The organism is Exiguobacterium sp. CH10, assembly GCF_018617635.1.
Classification (GTDB): Bacteria; Bacillota; Bacilli; order Exiguobacteriales; family Exiguobacteriaceae; genus Exiguobacterium; species Exiguobacterium aestuarii_A.
Genome location: NZ_JACSKO010000004.1, coordinates 175325 through 194625 on the forward strand (window position 1 = coordinate 175325; position 19301 = coordinate 194625).

13 protein-coding genes and 1 pseudogene are annotated in these 19301 nt (G+C 48.9%); all 14 read right to left on the minus strand.

The window, feature by feature from the left end:
* Positions 1–15: 15 nt before the first annotated feature.
* Positions 16–2607, minus strand: coding sequence for an ATP-dependent chaperone ClpB (gene clpB, locus KNP04_RS13130; protein ID WP_214876648.1), 2592 nt, complete (start codon positions 2605–2607; stop codon positions 16–18).
* Between the two features lie 19 nt (positions 2608–2626).
* Positions 2627–3151, minus strand: a complete 525-nt coding sequence (locus KNP04_RS15540) for a DnaJ C-terminal domain-containing protein (RefSeq protein WP_483297976.1) — start codon at positions 3149–3151, stop codon at positions 2627–2629.
* Positions 3134–3496 (minus strand): annotated as a pseudogene (locus tag KNP04_RS15545) (DnaJ domain-containing protein); the annotation flags it as partial. The pseudogene KNP04_RS15545 and the gene KNP04_RS15540, both read right to left, overlap by 18 nt.
* Positions 3497–3636: 140 nt before the next feature.
* On the minus strand, positions 3637–4809 hold the full coding sequence (locus tag KNP04_RS13140; protein ID WP_214876658.1) for a CamS family sex pheromone protein: 1173 nt from the start codon (positions 4807–4809) through the stop codon (positions 3637–3639).
* A gap of 133 nt (positions 4810–4942) precedes the next feature.
* On the minus strand, positions 4943–6418 hold the full coding sequence (locus KNP04_RS13145; protein ID WP_214876660.1) for an LPXTG cell wall anchor domain-containing protein: 1476 nt from the start codon (positions 6416–6418) through the stop codon (positions 4943–4945).
* 255 nt (positions 6419–6673) lie between these two features.
* On the minus strand, positions 6674–8668 hold the full coding sequence (gene ligA / locus KNP04_RS13150; RefSeq protein WP_214876662.1) for an NAD-dependent DNA ligase LigA: 1995 nt from the start codon (positions 8666–8668) through the stop codon (positions 6674–6676).
* A gap of 9 nt (positions 8669–8677) precedes the next feature.
* Positions 8678–10894, minus strand: coding sequence for a DNA helicase PcrA (gene pcrA, locus KNP04_RS13155; protein WP_214747472.1), 2217 nt, complete (start codon positions 10892–10894; stop codon positions 8678–8680).
* A 38-nt stretch (positions 10895–10932) separates the two neighbouring features.
* Positions 10933–11613, minus strand: coding sequence for a heptaprenylglyceryl phosphate synthase (gene pcrB / locus KNP04_RS13160; RefSeq protein WP_214876664.1), 681 nt, complete (start codon positions 11611–11613; stop codon positions 10933–10935).
* Between the two features lie 88 nt (positions 11614–11701).
* Positions 11702–11935 (minus strand): hypothetical protein, encoded by a 234-nt coding sequence (locus KNP04_RS13165; protein WP_074032960.1) that lies wholly within the window; start codon positions 11933–11935, stop codon positions 11702–11704.
* Positions 11936–11947: 12 nt separating this feature from the next.
* Entirely contained in the window at positions 11948–13330 is a 1383-nt protein-coding gene (locus tag KNP04_RS13170; protein ID WP_214696732.1) for a TrkH family potassium uptake protein, read from the minus strand.
* 35 nt (positions 13331–13365) lie between these two features.
* Positions 13366–13671: a YerC/YecD family TrpR-related protein gene (locus tag KNP04_RS13175; RefSeq protein WP_026826878.1), complete on the minus strand. Its 306-nt coding sequence runs from the start codon at positions 13669–13671 to the stop codon at positions 13366–13368.
* 67 nt (positions 13672–13738) lie between these two features.
* Positions 13739–15481 (minus strand): adenine deaminase C-terminal domain-containing protein, encoded by a 1743-nt coding sequence (locus tag KNP04_RS13180; protein WP_214876666.1) that lies wholly within the window; start codon positions 15479–15481, stop codon positions 13739–13741.
* A 182-nt stretch (positions 15482–15663) separates the two neighbouring features.
* Positions 15664–17949 carry a bifunctional diguanylate cyclase/phosphodiesterase gene (locus KNP04_RS13185; protein WP_214876668.1) on the minus strand — a complete coding sequence of 762 codons (2286 nt, stop codon included), beginning with the start codon at positions 17947–17949 and terminating at the stop codon, positions 15664–15666.
* Between the two features lie 90 nt (positions 17950–18039).
* A complete protein-coding gene (purD, locus tag KNP04_RS13190) occupies positions 18040–19293 on the minus strand; it encodes a phosphoribosylamine--glycine ligase (protein ID WP_214876670.1) in 1254 nt (417 codons plus the stop codon).
* Between the last annotated feature and the right edge of the window lie 8 nt (positions 19294–19301).

Here is a 19301-nt window from a genome sequence, read left to right on the forward strand (position 1 = left end):
TGGATTCCTCTTTCCTTATGCATTGACCGTCGATGGACGTAACGTCAATTCCCCGTTCTCGACATCGATGACGACCGTTTGACCATCTTCGACATCCCCAGCTAAGATGCTTCGGGCAAGTTTCGTCTCGATCGTTCGTTGCACGTAACGGTTGATTGGACGGGCACCGAATTGAGGTTCGTACGCCTCGTCGGCGACGAACGTTTTTGCTGCGTCTGTGATCTCGATATGAATCGAGCGCGTCGTGAGTCGTTCACTCATTCGTCCGACCGCCTTCTCGACGATTTGACCGATTTGATCCTTCGTGAGCGGATGGAACAGAATCGTTTCATCGACCCGGTTCAAGAACTCAGGACGGAAATGGCGGCGAAGTTTCTCGAGTACTTGGCGCTCCTCATCTTCATCAATCACACCGTCTCTCGCTGCCTCGAGCAAAATGTCTGCCCCGATGTTCGACGTCATGATGACGATTGTATTTTTAAAATCGACGATGCGACCGTGCGAATCGGTCAATCGACCATCATCGAGCAGTTGCAACAAGATGTTGAAGACGTCCGGATGTGCCTTTTCGACCTCATCGAGTAAGAGAACCGAGTACGGGTTACGGCGAACCGCTTCCGTCAACTGTCCGCCTTCCTCATACCCGATATAGCCAGGAGGTGCACCGACAAGTCGTGATACGGCATGTTTCTCCATATATTCACTCATATCGAGTCGAACGATATGGTCTTCTGAATCAAACATCGCTTCTGCGAGCGCCTTCCCGAGTTCCGTCTTCCCGACCCCAGTCGGTCCAAGGAAGAGGAAGGAACCGATTGGACGGTTCGGATCTTTGATTCCGGCGCGAGCACGAATGACCGCATCACTGACTAAACGAATCGCGTCATCTTGACCGAAGACACGCTTGTGCAAGACTGCTTCTAAGTTGAGCAGTTTATCCCGCTCTCCTTCTGTCAGTTTCGTCACCGGGATGCCGGTCCATTTCGAGACGACCTCGGCGATTTCTTCTTCCGTTACTTCTTCCCGCACGAGTTCGCGTGTCACCGAACTCGCCAACTGTTCCGCTTCTTCTAGTTCTCGCTCGAGCTCTGGGATTCGTCCATATTTCAGTTCCGAGGCCCGGTTCAAGTCGTAGCGACTTTCTGCCTCTTGTAACTCGAGGCGTACCTTTTCGAGGTCTCCACGGATTTGCTGAACGCGGTGCGTCGACTCTTTCTCATTCTCCCAGCGGAGACGTAACGAGTCAGACTGTTCACGGAGCGATGCCAATTCTTGTTGGAGTGCTTCGAGTCGTTTCATGGAAGCTGCATCGCTCTCTTTCTTAAGCGCCGCCTCTTCGATTTCAAGTTGCATGACCCGACGAACCAACTCATCGAGTTCAGCCGGCATCGATTCCATCTCTGTCCGAATCATCGCACACGACTCGTCGACGAGGTCAATCGCCTTGTCCGGCATGAAGCGGTCTGTGATATAACGATTTGACAAGACAGCCGCTGCAACGAGGGCGTTATCGTGGATGCGTACCCCGTGGTGAATCTCGAAGCGTTCTTTTAAGCCACGCAAGATTGAGACCGTATCCTCAACGTCCGGTTCAGCGACGAGCACTTGTTGAAAACGCCGTTCAAGAGCAGGATCTTTTTCGATATATTGGCGATACTCATCTAGCGTTGTCGCACCGATACAATGCAGCTCACCTCGGGCGAGCATCGGTTTTAACATGTTCCCGGCATCCATCGACCCTTCCGATTTTCCTGCCCCGACAATTGTATGCAATTCATCGATGAAGAGGATGATTGTACCTTCCGCCTCTTTCACCTCAGATAAGACAGCTTGAAGACGTTCCTCAAACTCACCACGGTATTTCGCACCGGCGACAAGCGAGCTCATATCGAGACTGAAGATTGTTTTGTCTTTCAAGCTCTCCGGTACGTCACCGCGGACGATTCGCTGAGCGAGTCCCTCGACGATTGCCGTCTTCCCGACACCCGGTTCCCCGATGAGGACCGGGTTGTTTTTCGTTTTCCGACTTAAAATCCGGATGACACGACGAATCTCGCTATCGCGTCCGATGACCGGATCGATTTTCCCAGTCTTCACTTCTTGAATGAGGTCTCGTCCGTATTTCGTCAAGACGTCATACGTCGCTTCAGGCGACTTCGAAGTGATCCGACGATTACCTCGTACGGCGACGAGCGCCTCACGGAGTCGGTCTTCTGTTACCCCTTTTCGCTCAAGCATCGCCTGTGCTTGACTACTGTTCAACAAGATGCCGAGTAAAATATGTTCGACCGATACGTATTCATCGTTCATCCCTGTCGCTTCCCGCTCCGCCGTCGTTAGAACGTTTAGCAAAGAAGCCGAAATCATCGGTGTCGTCGGATTTTGAAGTTTTGGTGCATTTCTTAAAGAAAGCGCGACTTCGCCTTCAATCTCAGACACGTTGATTTCCATTTTTTGAAACAGCAACGGTGCGATCCCGTCCGTCTGTGAAATCATGGACGCCAAGACGTGCCACTCATTGATTTCACTATGATGATATTGTTTCGCTAACGCCTGTGAACTGACAATGCATTCATGTGCTTTATCTGTAAAACGATTAAAGTCCATCACGATTCCTCCTTATCCATTAACGTTCGATTTGCTCATAAACAGAACGGTACGTCTCATCAAGAGGCAGGTCGACCTCGAGTTGGACGAATAAGTCCGACCGCACCTTCGAGCCGGTCATGACACCGCGACCCGGAATCCGCATCCGTTGTCCCGGACGGCTTCCTGGTTTCACTTTCAACTTCACCCGTCCTCCGTCGAGCGTGGCAATGATGACGCTTGCTCCGTCTAAAAAGTCGAGCGGACGCAATCGTTTCACTGTCACGATATGCTCTCCTTCACGACGATACGTTTCGTCATCCGCAAAGTGAAGCTCGACGTATACATCTCCTCGGTTCCCCGATTGTCCGACGCGACTTCCTTTTCCTTTTAACCGCAACTTTTGACCTTCATAGGCACCTTGTGGAATCTTGACGTTCACCGTGCCAGTCTGAAGTCGAAGGCTCACTTTTGACTCTTTCGTCAATTGACTGAGCGGGATGTTGACACGTACGGTCTCATCCAAGTCTTCCTCAACTGCTTGGTCAAAGAAACTTCCGAACATATCTTCAAATCCGAAAGTCCGCGAGGTCGTACGCGACCCGCCTCCGAATTGTCGAAATAGATCTTCGAATTGTGACGAGCCTTCCCCGTAAGTCTCTCCACCGCCACCGAATCCTTGTCCGAACGACGGTCCATCCGGGCTACCGTATCGGTCATAGTTCGCTTTTTTCTCTGGGTCACTCAATACGTCAAACGCTTCCTGGACCGACTTGAATCGTTCTTGTGCGCCAGGGTCTTTATTGACGTCCGGATGGTACTGTTTCGCCAATTTCCGGTATGCACGTTTAATCTCTTGTTCGGTCGCTTCCTTGGAGACACCGAGCTCGTCGTAATAGTTTTTAGCCATATGGATTCACCTCACCTATCCCTTTCCCGTTTCTGTTAACTCTATTCTACTCAATTGGTCAAATAAGGTCAAAGATAATCCTTTCACTTTTTATACGAAAAAAAGAAGAGTTTCGTTTCAAAAAACGAACCTCTTCTCGATTAGAAGTATACTTTCGGGCTATCCATGCCGTCCTCAAACACAATCGTCACTTCAGGGTCTCCGCCAAGTGACGTCACGTTGATACGAACCGGCACGTTCCGGCTATATTCCCAGCGGTTTTCGAGCAAGCCGACCACATGTTGTGTGAATCCGACGAGCTCGGCGCGACTATAGAATTGGATCGGGATATCGATTTCCAGTCGTGACAAGTCACCGTTTTGATAAAATCCTTTTCCGATCATCCCGCTATAGTCTGGGAATAGGTCGGCAATTCGGTCACTGAACAGCGTAAATTTCTGAGCATCCTCACGGACGTCATTCGTTGCTGTCGCAGATGGGAAGTAGTAGTACTTCTCATCGATGGCTTTCCAGTCACCGGTTGCAACCTGATCATCCGTTCCGACAAAGGCAGATTTGATGTAGTTCCCCGGAGTCGGTGAGCCTTGGGTCGACTTCATATAGAGCGCGACGTTTATATCCAAATCTTTAAAATCTTCTCGCTTTCGTAACTGGGCGATGAGTTCGTTCGCCATTCGTTCACCTTCTGCGATCACTTTCTTCTGGTCGAGTTTCACCGTGTAGGTCGGTCCGTAGTTTGGTGCCTGGAAAACATACTCACGATTTAAAATGAGCGCGAACGACACACCGCCAAGCTGATATCCGCTATCCGCTTTCGTCATATAGTTCTGTTCTACGATTGAGGCCAAATAAAGAGGTGATTTCTTGTTCGCATCGACAAACTTGTCGTCCTCAACTTCTGCCTTCCCGTCCGTATACGCCGGGTTTAACGGCGTTAATCCTTCGTCACTCCCGCCTTTACGTCCAAGTAAAGTAGAGACATCTTCCGCATTTAAAAGCTGTCCTTCTTGATAGGCGAATTTGTCTGGGTCAAACGCGTCTGTCGAATGACGCATGAGACCGAGTTCGACCTCTTCCAGTTCTAACGACGAGCTCACTTGGCGCTGGGCAAGTCCTCGCGCCGCTGCCGCTTTGAACGGAATGACCATTTGATAATAAGAGTCACGTGCTTCGATCGTTTGTGTGACACCTTCTGCTGCTGTTTCTTCGCCGGTTGGTGTCGCTTCTTCTTCACCCATCGGGATTTTCATTGAACATCCGCTTAACAAAAGCGCAGAGGCGATTGTCGGGATGACGAGTTGTTTCCATTTCATCTATGTCTAGCTCCTTTGAACTTCGTTTCCTATTTCACTTTGTTCATTATAACAAAATCGTTCCACGAAAAAAGTATCGAAGCGGAATCAGAAGAAATCCCTCCTTGTCTGATGCAGGAGGGATACACAATCGTTATTTGGTGGATGGGTGCTTCCGACGAATCATCAAGAGGAGTCCAGATGCAAACAAGAGGAGTCCAAGCATCGCATGCCACGTTTCGTTTGTCTCCCCTGTCATCGGGAGCACATCTTGCGAATACGTGTCGACTTCATCCTCGAGTTGCACCGGGGGAACTTCTCGCTCTTTTACGACAACCTTCACGACTGGTGTTTTGATTTTCGCTTCTTTCTCAGGAACTTGTTTCGGTTCGTCCTCTTTGATCGGAACAGGTTGTTTTACTGCAACTGGCACATCGACAGAGCGAGTGACGGTCACCCCTTCGTTCACATAGAGCGTAAATGTTGCCTGTTGAACCAATTCCGCTCCAGCTCGGACGTCATAGGACGGGAGAAGCGGGAGTTCAAATGAAAACGTGACAACTTCTTCTGGTCCAAATCCGTTGAGGAATTGAGGAATCGTTTGAACCTGCTTCATGAATCGTTCATTTGCCATCTGTTGTTCCTCATATGTCAAGGCGCCGCTCGGCCATGTGAGTGTCACATCAGACAAGAACAAGGTGACGTTAGAGGTGTTCGTCACTGTATAGATGTATCGGACAGGTTCCCCAGGCTGAACGGTCGCCAATTCGCTCGTTCCTGACACTGTAAAATCAGGTTGCTGCAAGAGCACGATTTGTTGACTTTCTGCTGTGACGACACGGTCATATTCGTCCACTCCCGTCACACGAAACAGACTGCCAATCTCAGGGTGTGTGTGGATTGAATAATCAGAAGGAACGGACAAGATTGCTGTCACTTCCACCCGTTCCCCCGGCAAGAGACCGTCTTCTCCTATTAATTCATTCAAGCGATCAAATACGTCTTGATTCAACGATTTAATCGATTGATGATCGATGTTTCCGCTCACATACTCATGAGAGAGTTCTCTCACCGTCAACGTCGTGTCTCCTGTATTTTCTACAATGAACGTATACGACAATTCTCCTCCGACAACGGCCTTGTCGACCCCGGCGATGTTCTGTGCTTCTAAAGCGAGCACCGGCAACATCGGTTCAGTCATCGGTTCTTCTACGACCGGCTCTGGTTCTGTTTCCACTGGGGGTGCTACCTCTCCTGGTTCATCTGGTTCAGTCACAACAGGCGGTTCTTCCACTTCGACGGGATACGCCTCCGTAATGCTATTCGGGATAAATGTGTATGGAACACCTTCAGCATTGTAAAGGGTAACCAAGTCAATCAATGAGTCATCGACCGTTTCTACATCAATCATAAAGCGCCAAATGTCAGCAGATTCACGTACTCCATAATATGTGATGTCTTCGTAAACGAGACTTGCTTCATATAATGTTTCGACTTCTTCGTCCGTCAGGTTCAGTTGAATATATCGGAACGTGGTCGTATCTGCATGCGCGAGATTGGTGGGCATCAGTGTGGATAGGAGCATGAGGATGGTGAATAGCGCGACGAAGCGTTGGATGTTATGTGTCATGATGTCAATCCCTCCTCTAAGGTGAGCAATAAGCATACGCATCGATGTTGGCCCGATGACAAATTTCACCACGTAGAGGAATGAGAGGGATATGTGTGTGTGAAAGTCATGGTGTCAAAGGGTTCTCCCGCAAAAATATATTAGCATTTTGATTTAGTTACTCTATACCCTTCGAACGCTTGTGCGAACCTATTCAATCTCATAAAATTTTACAAACCAAACGTGAAAAAAAGACGTTCGCCGAAGCGAAACGTCTTATGCGTGTTCATTTAAAAAATCGAGAAGTTTCGCCTCATCCCAAACTTCGATGCCTAACGATTCGGCTTTCTTCAGTTTCGAACCAGCCTTTTCACCTGCCACGAGTAAGTCTGTATTTTTACTCACACTCCCCGTCACACTCGCACCGAGAAGTTCAAGCTGCTTCCCTGCCTCACCGCGGGTCATCTCATGTAATTTCCCAGTCAATACGACCGTTTTACCAGAGAGCGGTGCCCCTTCCGTCGTTGGTCGTTTCGTTCCTTTGAAGGAAAGATTTACTCCCGATTCTGAAAGTTCTTTGACGAGTTCACGCGCTTCCGCTTTTTCGAAGTAGAGGACGATCGACTCGGCCATCTTCGTGCCGATGCCATCGATTGACGTCAACTCTTCCACCGTCGCCTCGATGATGGCTTCCATCGTCTCAAAACGCTCCGCGATCAAGGAGGCGGCTTTTTGCCCGACAAGGCGGATACCTAGGGCGAATAGCACGCGTTCGAGCGAATTTTGCTTCGATTGTTCAATCGCCGAAAGCAAGTTCGTCACCGACGTCTCGCCCATACGCTCGAGTCCGAGTAAATCGTCTCGATTCAGGCGATACAAGTCGGCCACGTTATGAACGAGTCCCGCTTCATGGAGTTGCGTGATGACCTTCTCACCGAGTCCGTCGATGTTCATCGCTTGCCGTGAGACGAAATGAATCAGTCCTTCGAGTAGTTGGGCCGGACACTCTGGGTTGACACAGCGATGATCGGCCTCGCCTTCTAATCGAATCAATTCAGAACCGCACGCTGGGCAGTGGGTCGGGAACTCGATTGCCCGTTCTTCCCCGCTGCGTTCACTCGCGAGCGCTGAGACGACCGCTGGGATGACATCCCCTGCTTTTTTAATCACGACGCGGTCACCGATATGAAGGTCTTTTTCTTTTATAAAATCTTCATTGTGAAGCGTCGCATACGTCACGGTAGACCCTGCCACAGAAACTGGGGCAAATCGTGCTCGTGGTGTGACTTTTCCGGTGCGACCGACACTAAAATCGACGTCCTCGATTGTCGTCACAACTTCTTCTGCCGGGAACTTATACGCGACAGCCCAACGCGGACTTTTCGCTGTAAAGCCGAGTTGTTCTTGTTCTTCATATCCTGCCACTTTGATGACGATTCCATCGATTTCATACGGGAGTTCGCTGCGCTTCGTCACATACGTCTCGATGTAGTCCCATAGCTCATCCGCCGTCTTGCACGTCGTATAGTCTCCACTTACGGCGACGCCGAGTCGCTTCAAATAATCGAGTGACTCATCATGCGAGGCGACGAGATCGTCTTGCGACACCAAACCGTAGGCGAAAAATGCCAAGTTTCTCGATGCGGCAATTTTAGAGTCAAGTTGTCGAAGTGACCCCGCCGCCGCGTTTCTCGGGTTGGCGAACAATGGTTCACCGACTCGCTCCCGTTCGTCATTCAATTGTTCGAAAGAACGCTTCGGCATGTACGCCTCGCCCCGTACCTCAAACGTCACGTCCTCCTGTAGACGAAGGGGGATGGCACGAATCGTCTTCAAGTTTTGGGTGATGTCTTCACCGGTCGTACCGTCTCCACGTGTAGCGCCACGTACGAGACGACCGTCCTCATATTTCAAAGAGACGGCAAGCCCATCAAATTTGAGTTCAGCCACGAATGTAGGTGTGTAGCCAAGGTCTTTTTCGATCCGCTCCACCCACTCCACGAGTTCCTCTTTCGAGAAGACGTTACCTAGCGAAAGCATCGGTGTGTCATGGGTTACTTTGACGAACGCGTCAAGTGGGGCTCCGCCAACACGTTGCGTTGGAGAGTCCGGAGTCCGAAGTTCTGGATAGTCTGTTTCGATTTGAATCAACTCGTTCATCAAACGGTCGTACTCTGAGTCCGGTACACTCGGACGGTCAAGTACATAATATTCATAACCATATTGATTTAACGATTTGCGTAGTTCTTCTACACGTTCTGCCATCTCCATATCTTCACCTCATGCTTTTTCGATTGGGGCAAACTTGGCCAATAAACGCTTGATCCCGACTTCTGGGAATGCGATATCCACTTCGAGTTGGTCGCCTTCTCCACGTGTTTGGACGACCGTACCTTGTCCCCATTTTTTATGATTTGCCTTGTCACCGACGTTCCAGCCAACCGTTTCGGCTCCTGATGATTGCGCAAGCTTCGGTTTCGGTTTTGAACTGAAGCCGTTCACCGGCAATTTACCTGGTGACTCGACCGGATTCCATGGCATCGGCTTTCTCGCTTTGCCGGACCGCTCCAACAATGTTTCTGGTAATTCGTGCAAGAACCTTGATTCCGGGTTGTTTTGGAAACGACCGTACAACATCCGTGACTGGGCACGCGTCAAATACAGACGCTTCTCGGCACGTGTGATCCCGACATATGCGAGACGACGCTCCTCTTCCATCTCTTCCTCATCGTTCAACGCTCGGCTATGCGGGAAGAGACCTTCTTCCATTCCAATCAAGAAGACGACCGGGAATTCGAGACCTTTGGCCGAGTGCAACGTCATCAATGTGACTTGATGCGACTCGTCGACTTCATCGAGCGAATCGAGATCAGAGACGAGCGTCAAATCAGTGAGGAAAGCGACGAGTGTCTGTTCATCACTTTCTTTCTCAAAGTTTTGGGCGACCGACAGGAATTCTTGCAAGTTCTCGAGTCGACTTTCTGCTTCGAGTGTCTTCTCGATTTTGAGCATTTCCTCATACCCTGTCTTCTTCAATACTTCTTCGACGAGTTCTGAAATCGAGAGATAGTCAGCCATTTGTCGCAGGTCCATCATCATCTGACGGAAATCTGCAAGTTTCGTCGCCGTACGTGGAGCAATCCCCGACAGTTCGATGTCACGAATCGCATCCATGAGCGAGACGCCCTGCATATCCGCAAAGTCGCCTAATTTATCAATCGTCGCGGCACCGATGCCTCGCTTCGGCTCATTGACGACACGAACGAATGAGATGTCCTCGTCTGGGTTCGCGATCAAGCGCAAGTATGCCAAGACGTCCTTGATTTCTTTTCGCTCATAGAACTTTGTCCCGCCGACCATCTTATACGGGATGTTCGATTTGAGGAGCATTTCCTCGAGACCACGTGACTGGGCGTTCGTCCGGTAAAGGACCGCCATTTGACCGTAGTCCATCCCTTCCATCTTCAGTTCTTTCATCTGGTTCATGATGAAGAACGCCTCGTCACGGTCATCGGATGCGACGTGAAGCAACAGCTTCTCCCCTTCAGCATTTTCAGTCCATAAGTTTTTATCTTTACGAGAAGCATTGTTTTTGATCACGCCGTTCGCTGCTTCTAAAATCCGCTTCGTCGAGCGATAGTTTTGTTCGAGCAAGATGACATGCGCGCTCGGGTAGTCTTTCTCGAACGTCAAGATATTGGCGATATCGGCACCGCGCCAACGATAAATCGACTGATCCGAGTCTCCGACGACACATAAGTTTTCGTGTGCCTGCGCTAAAAGTTTGACGAGTGTGTACTGGGCACGGTTCGTATCTTGATACTCATCGACATGAATGTACTTGAATTTCTTTTGATAGAATGCCAACACGTCCGGCGCTTCTTGGAATAAGTGAATCGTCTTCATGATCAAATCATCAAAGTCGAGCACGTTATTTTGTTTCAACTTTTTCTCGTATGCCGTGTAGACGTCAGAGATGATTCGTTCATATGGATTGTTGCCGACAAGGGCTGCTGCGTCCTTTGCCGTTCGCAGTTCGTTCTTATGATTCGAGATCATCCCGAGAAGTGTACGCGGTTCATACTTTTTCGGGTCGAGATTCAACTCTTTCAACACTTGTTTGATGGCCGTCAATTGGTCCGACGCATCTAAAATCGAAAAGCTTCGGTCATACCGGATACGATCGATATCGCGACGTAAAATACGGACACACATCGAGTGGAACGTGGAAATCCAAATGTCTTCGGCGACCCCACCGACGAGGCGTGCAATCCGGTCTTTCATCTCCCGTGCCGCCTTATTCGTGAATGTGATCGCTAAAATGTTCCACGGTGCCACTTGCTTCGCCGCCATCAAATAGGCAACGCGGTGCGTCAAGACACGCGTTTTACCAGACCCCGCACCCGCCATGATCAACAAAGGACCATCCGTATGTTTGACCGCTTCTGCTTGTTCCGGGTTCATACCTTTGACTAATTCTTCGCTAAGATTATACATAATCGTTTCCTTCCTTATTCCAAACGTTTGTTCTTATTTTATCGGAGTGCTTGCACAGTCGCAAGTGCTCCTGCTAAGTCTTCATAAATGATATTGCCGACGACAACCGTATCGGCGTACGCTCCCATCAACCGAGCCGACTCTGCCCCATCGATGCCACCCCCATAAAAGAGGTGCGCGTCTGGTAGCGCCAATCGAATTTCTTTCACGACGTCGACATTGCCGAGTCGTCCACTATATTCAATATAGAGGGAAGGGAGACGGAACAAATGATGCCCGACTTCGGCATACGCCACGGCTTGTTCTAACGATAAGTCGCATGTTGACTCCGTCACGTGCGCCACTTTTGCGTCTGGATTTAAGACGAGGTAGCCTTGTGCTGTGATATGACGGGAATCAAAAAAGTGTCCGTAACGTTCAAATGCGCGTGCATGGTGTCCCACAATCCATTCCGGCGTTCCGGCGTTCAGCACGGTCGGTACAAAATAGTGATCGAATCCATCAATGACCTGGCTCGGTTGACTGATTTCAAGCGCGACCGGTAATCCGGCATCCCGGACTCTCGCGAAAAGAGAAAATGTATTCTCTGCATCGACGCCATCCGTCCCGCCTATTAAAAAGGCATCGGTGCCGGAGTGGATAAGCGCCTGGAGCGCATCCTCATTGAGAGGTTTATTCGGATCTAGTTTAAACACGTGCCGCCATGACTGAAATTTCAACTCTTCCCCTCCCATCGAATCCTTCTCTAGTGTATCGATTTTTTACGTGACGTGCATCTCTCCAATAAAAAAGACTTGCCGAAGCAAGTCACGAACGTGCCGTACGATTCCGTTCCCGTTCTGTCAACCATTTCGCAACAAGCAGTGCGAATAATCCATACACCGGGATAAACCAGAGCGGATTCGCTAAAAAGAATCCGAGCACTGGTATATCAAGTAATGGGGAGTCTGGCGAACAGAGCGCTGTTCCATTGACGACCGCAATGAACGGCAAGACAGGAACGATAAAGACGTATCCAAAATTAATCCAAAATGCTTTCATATGACAATCTCCTTATCCTAAGATGATTGATTCTTTCGGATAGTTATACATTCGCTTCGGTTGTCTCCGTTGCAAGATGAGAATAAAGGCGATGACCCCGATTCGACCGATGAACATGAGAATCGTCAGCACCCATTTTCCGACGTTACTGAATTCGGAAGATAGACCGACAGATAGTCCAGTCGTCCCGAACGCGGAACAAGCCTCAAATAAGATTCGTGTCAATGAGGCATCTTCGAAGTAAGCCATGACCATGACCCCAGATAATAAGACGGCAAGCGACACCGTAATGATGACGAACGCTTTCCAAATATCCTCGAGAACAATCTCACGCCCGAAAATTTTGATCGATGAGTCTCCGCGGATGAACGCGACGACACCAAGAACGGCGACGGCAAACGTCGTCGTCCGAATCCCCCCACCGACAGACGATGGAGAGGCCCCGATGAACATGAGGATCGATAAGAGCAACATGCTCGCTTCCGAGAACAAGTTGACATCGACTGTCGATAATCCACCGTTACGTGTCGTCACGGACTGGAATAGCGAGTCCGAAAGAGACAGCCAGAGCGGCAAGTCTTTGAAGGCATTGTTGTATTCAAAGATGAACAAGCCGACTGTCCCGACAGCAATCAAAATAAAGAATGTCGAGACCGTCAACTTCGTGAACAAAGAGAATCGACTCGGGAACGTATGACGCTTCCGTGTGATGCGACTCACCAAGTAGGTCCGAATCTCCACAAGAACCGGGAATCCGATGGCACCACCGGTCATGAGCGCGATTTGCGTGAAGATGACAAATGGATCTTCTCGGAATGGCGCGAGCGAGCTACCGGTAATATCGAAACCGGCGTTCGTCGTCGCACTGACCGACCCGAACAAGCCTTGTAAGAAGGCTTCTCCGGCGGTATCAAAATAATTTAAGTAATGGACACCGAGTAAGACGGCACCGACCGCCTCGATGGCAATCACGGTGATGACGATTTCCGTGATGTATTTGACAATCCCTGACATCGACGTCTGGTTTTGGTCACGTAAAATCAGTTGTCGTTCCCGAAACCCAATCCGCTTTCCAAGCAAAATCCACATGATGACATGCAAACTGATCAACCCGACACCGCTCACCTGAACGATAAACAAGATGATAAACAAACCAAATGTTGAAAATGTATCAGTGACCACAATCGGTGTGAGGCCGGTGACACTGACACAGCTCACCGCAAAGAAAACGAGGTCCGTAAATGTAATCGTCACACCCGGTTTGTGGGCGATCGGTAAGGCGAGGAGCAACACGGATAAAACGGCTGCCGCACTATAGATCAACACGAGTGTTTGGACTGGTGTTAAGTTTCGAAAGAACAATTGTAAGTTCCGCTTCATGAATTTTTGTTGCATCTCGCCCCTCCCCTCCATCAAAAACAAGATGACTCTTACGAGTCACCTTTTGTTTGTTGTAGACGTTCAAGAGCGAGATCATATCCGCCTGTCCCATAGTTCAAGCAACGTTTCACACGAGAAATCGTAGCCGTTGAGGCACCCGTTGCGTCCTCAATTTTATGATACGTATTGCCTTCACGTATTTGACGTGCCACTTCTAGTCGTTGTGCAAGTGCTTGAATTTCATTGACAGTCGCTAAATCTTCGAATAATTGATAACAGTCTTCGAGCGTATCGAGCTTCAAAATTGCCTCAAACAATTGATCAAGCTCTCGACCTCGTAATTTATCGAGTTGCATCCGCAAGCATCCTCTCTACTCATACTTCTTTATCATTCTAAAGCAGGGGCGGCTCGGACTCAACTATTCATCGCAAAATCGCAGGAAATAGTACTTGTTTTTTCATCACTTCATAAATGCCGAGTGGAGTCGCCCGAACATACGGCAAGTGTGTGGATGCTAAAAACAGTAACGTGTAAATCGGATCTTCGAACTGATACCCTCGTGCCACAAGCTCGTTACGCAGTTGTTTCTCTTGACCGATGAGCGTCTCAAGAGGCTCTGTCGACGTCATGCCACAGAGCGGTAATGGGATCTCGGCAACGATTTCTCCTCTGTCGACAAGGACGATGCCTCCTCCGAGTTCATTCATCCGCTCGAACGCTAGTAACATATCCTGTTTACATTTTCCTAAAATCAAATAGTCTCCACTGATCGAATACGAACTGACGAGACCGCCAAAATCTTTCGCAAATCCTTTCAGTACCGTGTTTAGTCGCCATTTTCCTTCCTTATCAAGCAACATTAAAAACGACTCGTCCTCATCGCGTGGCAATTCGTCCTGTCCCGTATCGTGCTTAATTTTAAATAGTTTCATGATGACCGAGTTGACCATGTCGAGACCGACGGGCATGCTGAACGACAAGTCTTGTGGTGTCAATTCAATCGAGACGTCAGTCGACGGCATCTTATCGAGTACCGCTTCCACCAATTCGTTCGGGAACAAGGACACGCCATCTCGGTAAATCCATTGTCCTTTCGCGATGACTGCCGAAGGGCGGGGTTCTTCGATTGAGTCAAGAATATTCAGGTGTGCGATGCGTCCTGGCGCAATCGAACCGAGAATATGATCGAGATCGAAATGACGCGCCACGTTGTGCGACACGATGCGATACGCTTCGATTGCCGGTAACCCTTCTTCTATTAAGATACGAACGAGAGCGTCCTGCATCCCGTCCTCATAAAAGCCAGGGGTCGAACCGTCCGTCGTCACCATGAGATGATCGAACGCGGTTAATCCGTTCGAAAGTAGATTACGAATCATCCCTGGTAAGTCTGGTCGAATCGAGGAATGACGAAGCGTCGTTGTGTAGCCTAATTCGAGTCGGTTGAGCGCCTCTTCCGCTGTCATCGCCTCATGGTCGCTGTGTACACCCATCAACGCCATTTTAGTCAATGTCTTTGGTGAAGCACCCGGAAAGTGCCCTTCGACCGGTAGACCGCACGTCTCTGCGTCAAGCATCCACTGGAGCATCTCATCATCGCCTTTCAAGGCGCGAGGCCATGCTGTCAGTTCACCAGCCATCACGACGTCCGGATGATTGAACCATTCGTGAATTCGTTCTGAATCGACGGCAACACTCTCTCGGTCGAGCTCGGTCTGCGTGTCGAGTCGTGCCCACCAATACGTGCTCGTGGGCAACTGCTGAATCGCTTCAAGCTGCGCAAACGCTTGCTCTTTTTCTTGTAAAAAAAGGAGCATATTGTCATTGACGAGTGTCGTCGTCCCGCGCTCTCCTGCATACTTAGACAACGTCGCCGGATTGTATAGTTGAAATGGATGAGCGTGTGGCTCAATATAGCCAGGCACAATATATTTTCCTGACACATCGACCGTCTCGACCGCCGATTCGGGTAAGTCTGGACCGACATACACAATCCGGTCTCCCTCAATCCAAATGTTCGCCGTTCTCCATTGTTTCACATACACGTTCAAATACGTCGCGTTCTGTAAAACGAGCGAAGGTGGTCGTACTCGATCTACGACTTCAAGTTGCGAGCGAATCATCACTTTCGACCACGGTGCCCGCGCCGTTCTTTTTATTGGCATCGAACCCAATCCTCCCTTTTTCCCTTTCAATGCTATTAAGAAATAGTTTTGAAAGCGTTTTCTTTCCCTTTTTCAAGTTTACCTTTTCTCTGAAAGGGTCGCAAGTTATGTTCCCTATTGTAACAAATTTCACATATATTTTTCACAAAAAAGGCGGCTCTCCGCACGAAGAGTCGCCTACATCAAATTTGAGTCATGACAGCTTTTCGTAAATAGTGATGCAACTGTTCCACCGGAATCGGTTTACTGTAATGATATCCCTGGATGAGTGAACCACTATATTCTAATACGAAAGCCAGTTGTTCCGGTCGTTCGACCCCTTCCGTGACGATATCGAGGCCGAGTGTGTGGAACGTTTGATACAATCCTTCTAATAACGCTCGATCAAATTTGTTCTCCGGAATCCCTTTGACGAAGTTCTGGTCAATTTTAATGATATCGAGACGTAGCGATTGAAGGTAAGATAGCGATGACGTGCCAACGCCGAAATCATCGAGTGATATTTTGACACCGATCACCTTCAACGCTTGAATGAACTGTTGGAGTTCATATACATTCCCGCCGACCTCGCTCTCTGTGATTTCTACATGAAGTCGATGAGGCGGGAAGCTCGTTTTAGCGAGCGTTTCTTCTAGTGCCTCTAAAAATGACCCATCTAAAATCTGGCGTTTCGACACATTGACAGACAAAAATAAATCAAAGCGTTCCGCATAGTCTTGAATCTCCGTGATTGCTTTTACAAGTACCCATCTTCCCACATCCGAAATGAGCCCAAGTTGTTCGGCAACGGGAATGAAGACACCCGGGGAGACGAATCCTTTTTGCGGATGATGCCAACGAATTAACGCTTCTACCCCTCTCACTTGAAACGGTTTTGGAGAGACGATTGGTTGATAATACAATTCGAATTGGTCATGACGTAGCGCATATCGCAAATCTCTTTCCATCTCGAGCGCCTGCAAGTAATGGCTCCCGTCTTCGATGTCCTGATACGAGAGGATCTTATTTTTCCCTGATGCTTTGACTTCGTGTAAGACGACATCGAGACGTGCCATCATGACCTCGTAGGAATGGTGGGAAGGTTCTAACTCATCGATTCCGATACTTAACGTCAGATGGTTCATTCCTTGCTTCAAACCCCATTCTCTCAAATCTTTCACCAGTTGATTCGCAACAATCAATAACTCTTCGGTCGCCCATCCAGGATGAATCATGATGAACTCATCGGCCCCAATTCGGGCAACAAAACCATCCTCTTTGTAAAACATCAATCGAGACGCAAAGAAGGTCAGCATCGCATCGCCCGTTCGTTGACCGAACTGGTCGTTGATTCGTCGGAAATTATCGAGATCAATCCCCATCACACCGATTGAGTAGGATGTGTTCGGTAAGTTCATAAACATGTCTTCAACAGCTAAACGGTTCGGAAGACGTGTCAGAGAATCTCGAAAGGCACGCGTCAACGATTCTTTCTGTGTCTGTTCAAGCGCATCAAGCACTTCATTTATACTGACTGCCATCTCTTCGATTTCATCCTGCTGATGTGGATTTAAACGAATTCGTAAGCGACTGTTTCGCTCTTTCGTGATCCACTTCAATTCTTTAACGATGTCCATTAACCGTTTCGTGACGATTTGATTCACTGTCCAAAACAATGTCAACAATAGCCCGAGACCAAGAACCAAAAGTCCAAGCATGCCTGTTTCTAACATCGTCTGTGTGTTTGTATAATACGTACGCTTCACCGAAAAATTGACTTCCCAGTTCGCATCTTGATAGACCGACTGTAGTGGTAACGAAACACGGGCAAACTGATTGTCTTGCTCAATCGTCAATCGTTGATGCGAGAGTGGACTGATAGAAAGTTTCGTTTTTGCCTGTACGCTCATCGCCGCCATGAAGTCCGGACCAATTTTTTGAATGAGGACAAGTGTACCCCCAGGTTCCCCTGTCCCATCACTTCTTACAATCGGGTGGCTCATGAACACAACTGGGCCGAAGTCTGTACCGTATATCGCACTTTGTGTGACCCCAGACGAGTTAACGTAACGCACCAGTTCATTTATGAAATTATTCTTTTCATTCTTACTGTCCAACTCATAAAATTGATTAAATTCGGAGTAGACGACCTCTCGATTGTCGTTGAGGAAAATCATCGCCCCAACACCTAGATTGTCGAGCGTTTCTTCTCCCATATTGTTTTCAATAAACGATTCATTTTTGTTTTGAACGAAATCGTAGGCATTTGTCCAGACCGACCAATCGACAAGGATGCGCTCGAGCATGCTTCGATGATTGGCGAATACTTCTGTCACGCTCTCGATTTGATCGTGGGTCATCGCCTTGTCCTGTTCAATGCTCTTCTCTACGAAATACGGTTTGATGACAAATAAAATGACGCCAATGAAAAGTACGATGTTAATAGCAATCGCAATGAATAGTTTTGTTTGAACACGCAGGCCGACCACCCTCTTTCCCTAAGCTACTTTATTATTGTAGAACAGGATATTGGGATTCCCTTTTTTTCGCATGAAAAAAAGGATGGGTTGACCCATCCTTCAAATAATCTGTGTGAACGCTCGTGAACCGATATCTGTCCGGTAGAACGTATCTGGCAAATCGAGTTGTGCGATCGCTTCATAAACGGATTTTTTTGCTTCAAGTAGCGTCGGTTTCGTCGCAGTGACGACGAGCAGGCGACCACCGTTCCCAACGACTTGATCGTCCTGCTGTGCAGTTCCAGCATGGAAGACGAGAACGTCCTGCGGGAGCGACTCAAAACCAGACAATACTTGACCGGTGACAGGTCGGTCCGGATAACCTTTCGCTGCGATGACGACCCCCATCGTATAACCCTCGACCCATTCAATCGAATACGGCTCTTGACGGATGACCGTTTGGATCACGTCGAGGAGCGGTGATTTCAAATTCGGCAAAATGACTTCCGTCTCTGGGTCACCGAAGCGAGCATTAAACTCAATCACTTTTGGTCCGCTCGACGTTAAGATCAGTCCGGCGTATAAGAATCCTTCAAACGGAGTCCCTTGTTTGACCATCGTTTGAGCGAGGGGTTCGAGTACCGTCCTCACCGCTTCTTCATACACGTCCTCTGACAAATGCGGCATCGGACTGTAGGCACCCATACCACCTGTGTTTGGTCCCTTGTCACCGTCATAGGCACGTTTATGATCTTGAGACGTAATCATCGGAATGACGCGCTCTCCCGAGACGAACGCCATGAGTGAAAACTCCTCCCCATCAAGGAACTCTTCGATGACGACCTGTGACTGTTGACCGAATTTATCCGTCGTGAAAATATCACGTACCGCTGCTTCTGCCTCTTCCACTGTGAACGCGACCGTGACACCTTTACCAGCAGCAAGACCGTCGGCTTTAACGACGAGCGGTGCTCCAAGTTTCTGAATATAGGAGAGCGCCGATTCTGCGTCAGTGAACGCTTCGTACGCTGCTGTCGGAATCCCTGCCTCCATCATGACCTCTTTTGCGAACGCTTTACTTCCTTCGAGCAGAGCCGCTGCTTTCGTCGGTCCAAAGATGTTTAGTCCTTTAGCACGGAACGTATCGACGACCCCTGCCATCAAAGAAGACTCCGGTCCGACAATCGTCCATTCGATGTTCGTTTCTTCTGCGAACTGTACAAGTGCCTCGACGTCTGTCTCATTGATCGATACACATGTCATACCTTCCATGAAGGCGTTACCTGGTGCAACGAAAACGTGATGTCCGTCTTGTTTTAATTTCCATGCGAGCGCATGCTCGCGTCCTCCTCGACCGATGACCATTACGTTCATGACGCGAA

Excerpts from the sequence above, each read along its gene's own strand:
- clpB (WP_214876648.1), bottom strand. The coding sequence starts at position 2,607 with ATGGACTTTAATCGTTTTACAGATAAAGCACATGAATGCATTGTCAGT.
- KNP04_RS15540 (WP_483297976.1), bottom strand. The coding sequence starts at position 3,151 with ATGTTCGGAAGTTTCTTTGACCAAGCAGTTGAGGAAGACTTGGATGAG.
- KNP04_RS13140 (WP_214876658.1), bottom strand. The coding sequence starts at position 4,809 with ATGAAATGGAAACAACTCGTCATCCCGACAATCGCCTCTGCGCTTTTG.
- KNP04_RS13145 (WP_214876660.1), bottom strand. The coding sequence starts at position 6,418 with ATGACACATAACATCCAACGCTTCGTCGCGCTATTCACCATCCTCATG.
- ligA (WP_214876662.1), bottom strand. The coding sequence starts at position 8,668 with ATGGAGATGGCAGAACGTGTAGAAGAACTACGCAAATCGTTAAATCAA.
- pcrA (WP_214747472.1), bottom strand. The coding sequence starts at position 10,894 with ATGTATAATCTTAGCGAAGAATTAGTCAAAGGTATGAACCCGGAACAA.
- KNP04_RS13165 (WP_074032960.1), bottom strand. The coding sequence starts at position 11,935 with ATGAAAGCATTTTGGATTAATTTTGGATACGTCTTTATCGTTCCTGTC.
- KNP04_RS13170 (WP_214696732.1), bottom strand. The coding sequence starts at position 13,330 with ATGCAACAAAAATTCATGAAGCGGAACTTACAATTGTTCTTTCGAAAC.
- KNP04_RS13175 (WP_026826878.1), bottom strand. The coding sequence starts at position 13,671 with ATGCAACTCGATAAATTACGAGGTCGAGAGCTTGATCAATTGTTTGAG.
- KNP04_RS13180 (WP_214876666.1), bottom strand. The coding sequence starts at position 15,481 with ATGCCAATAAAAAGAACGGCGCGGGCACCGTGGTCGAAAGTGATGATT.
- purD (WP_214876670.1), bottom strand. The coding sequence starts at position 19,293 with ATGAACGTAATGGTCATCGGTCGAGGAGGACGCGAGCATGCGCTCGCA.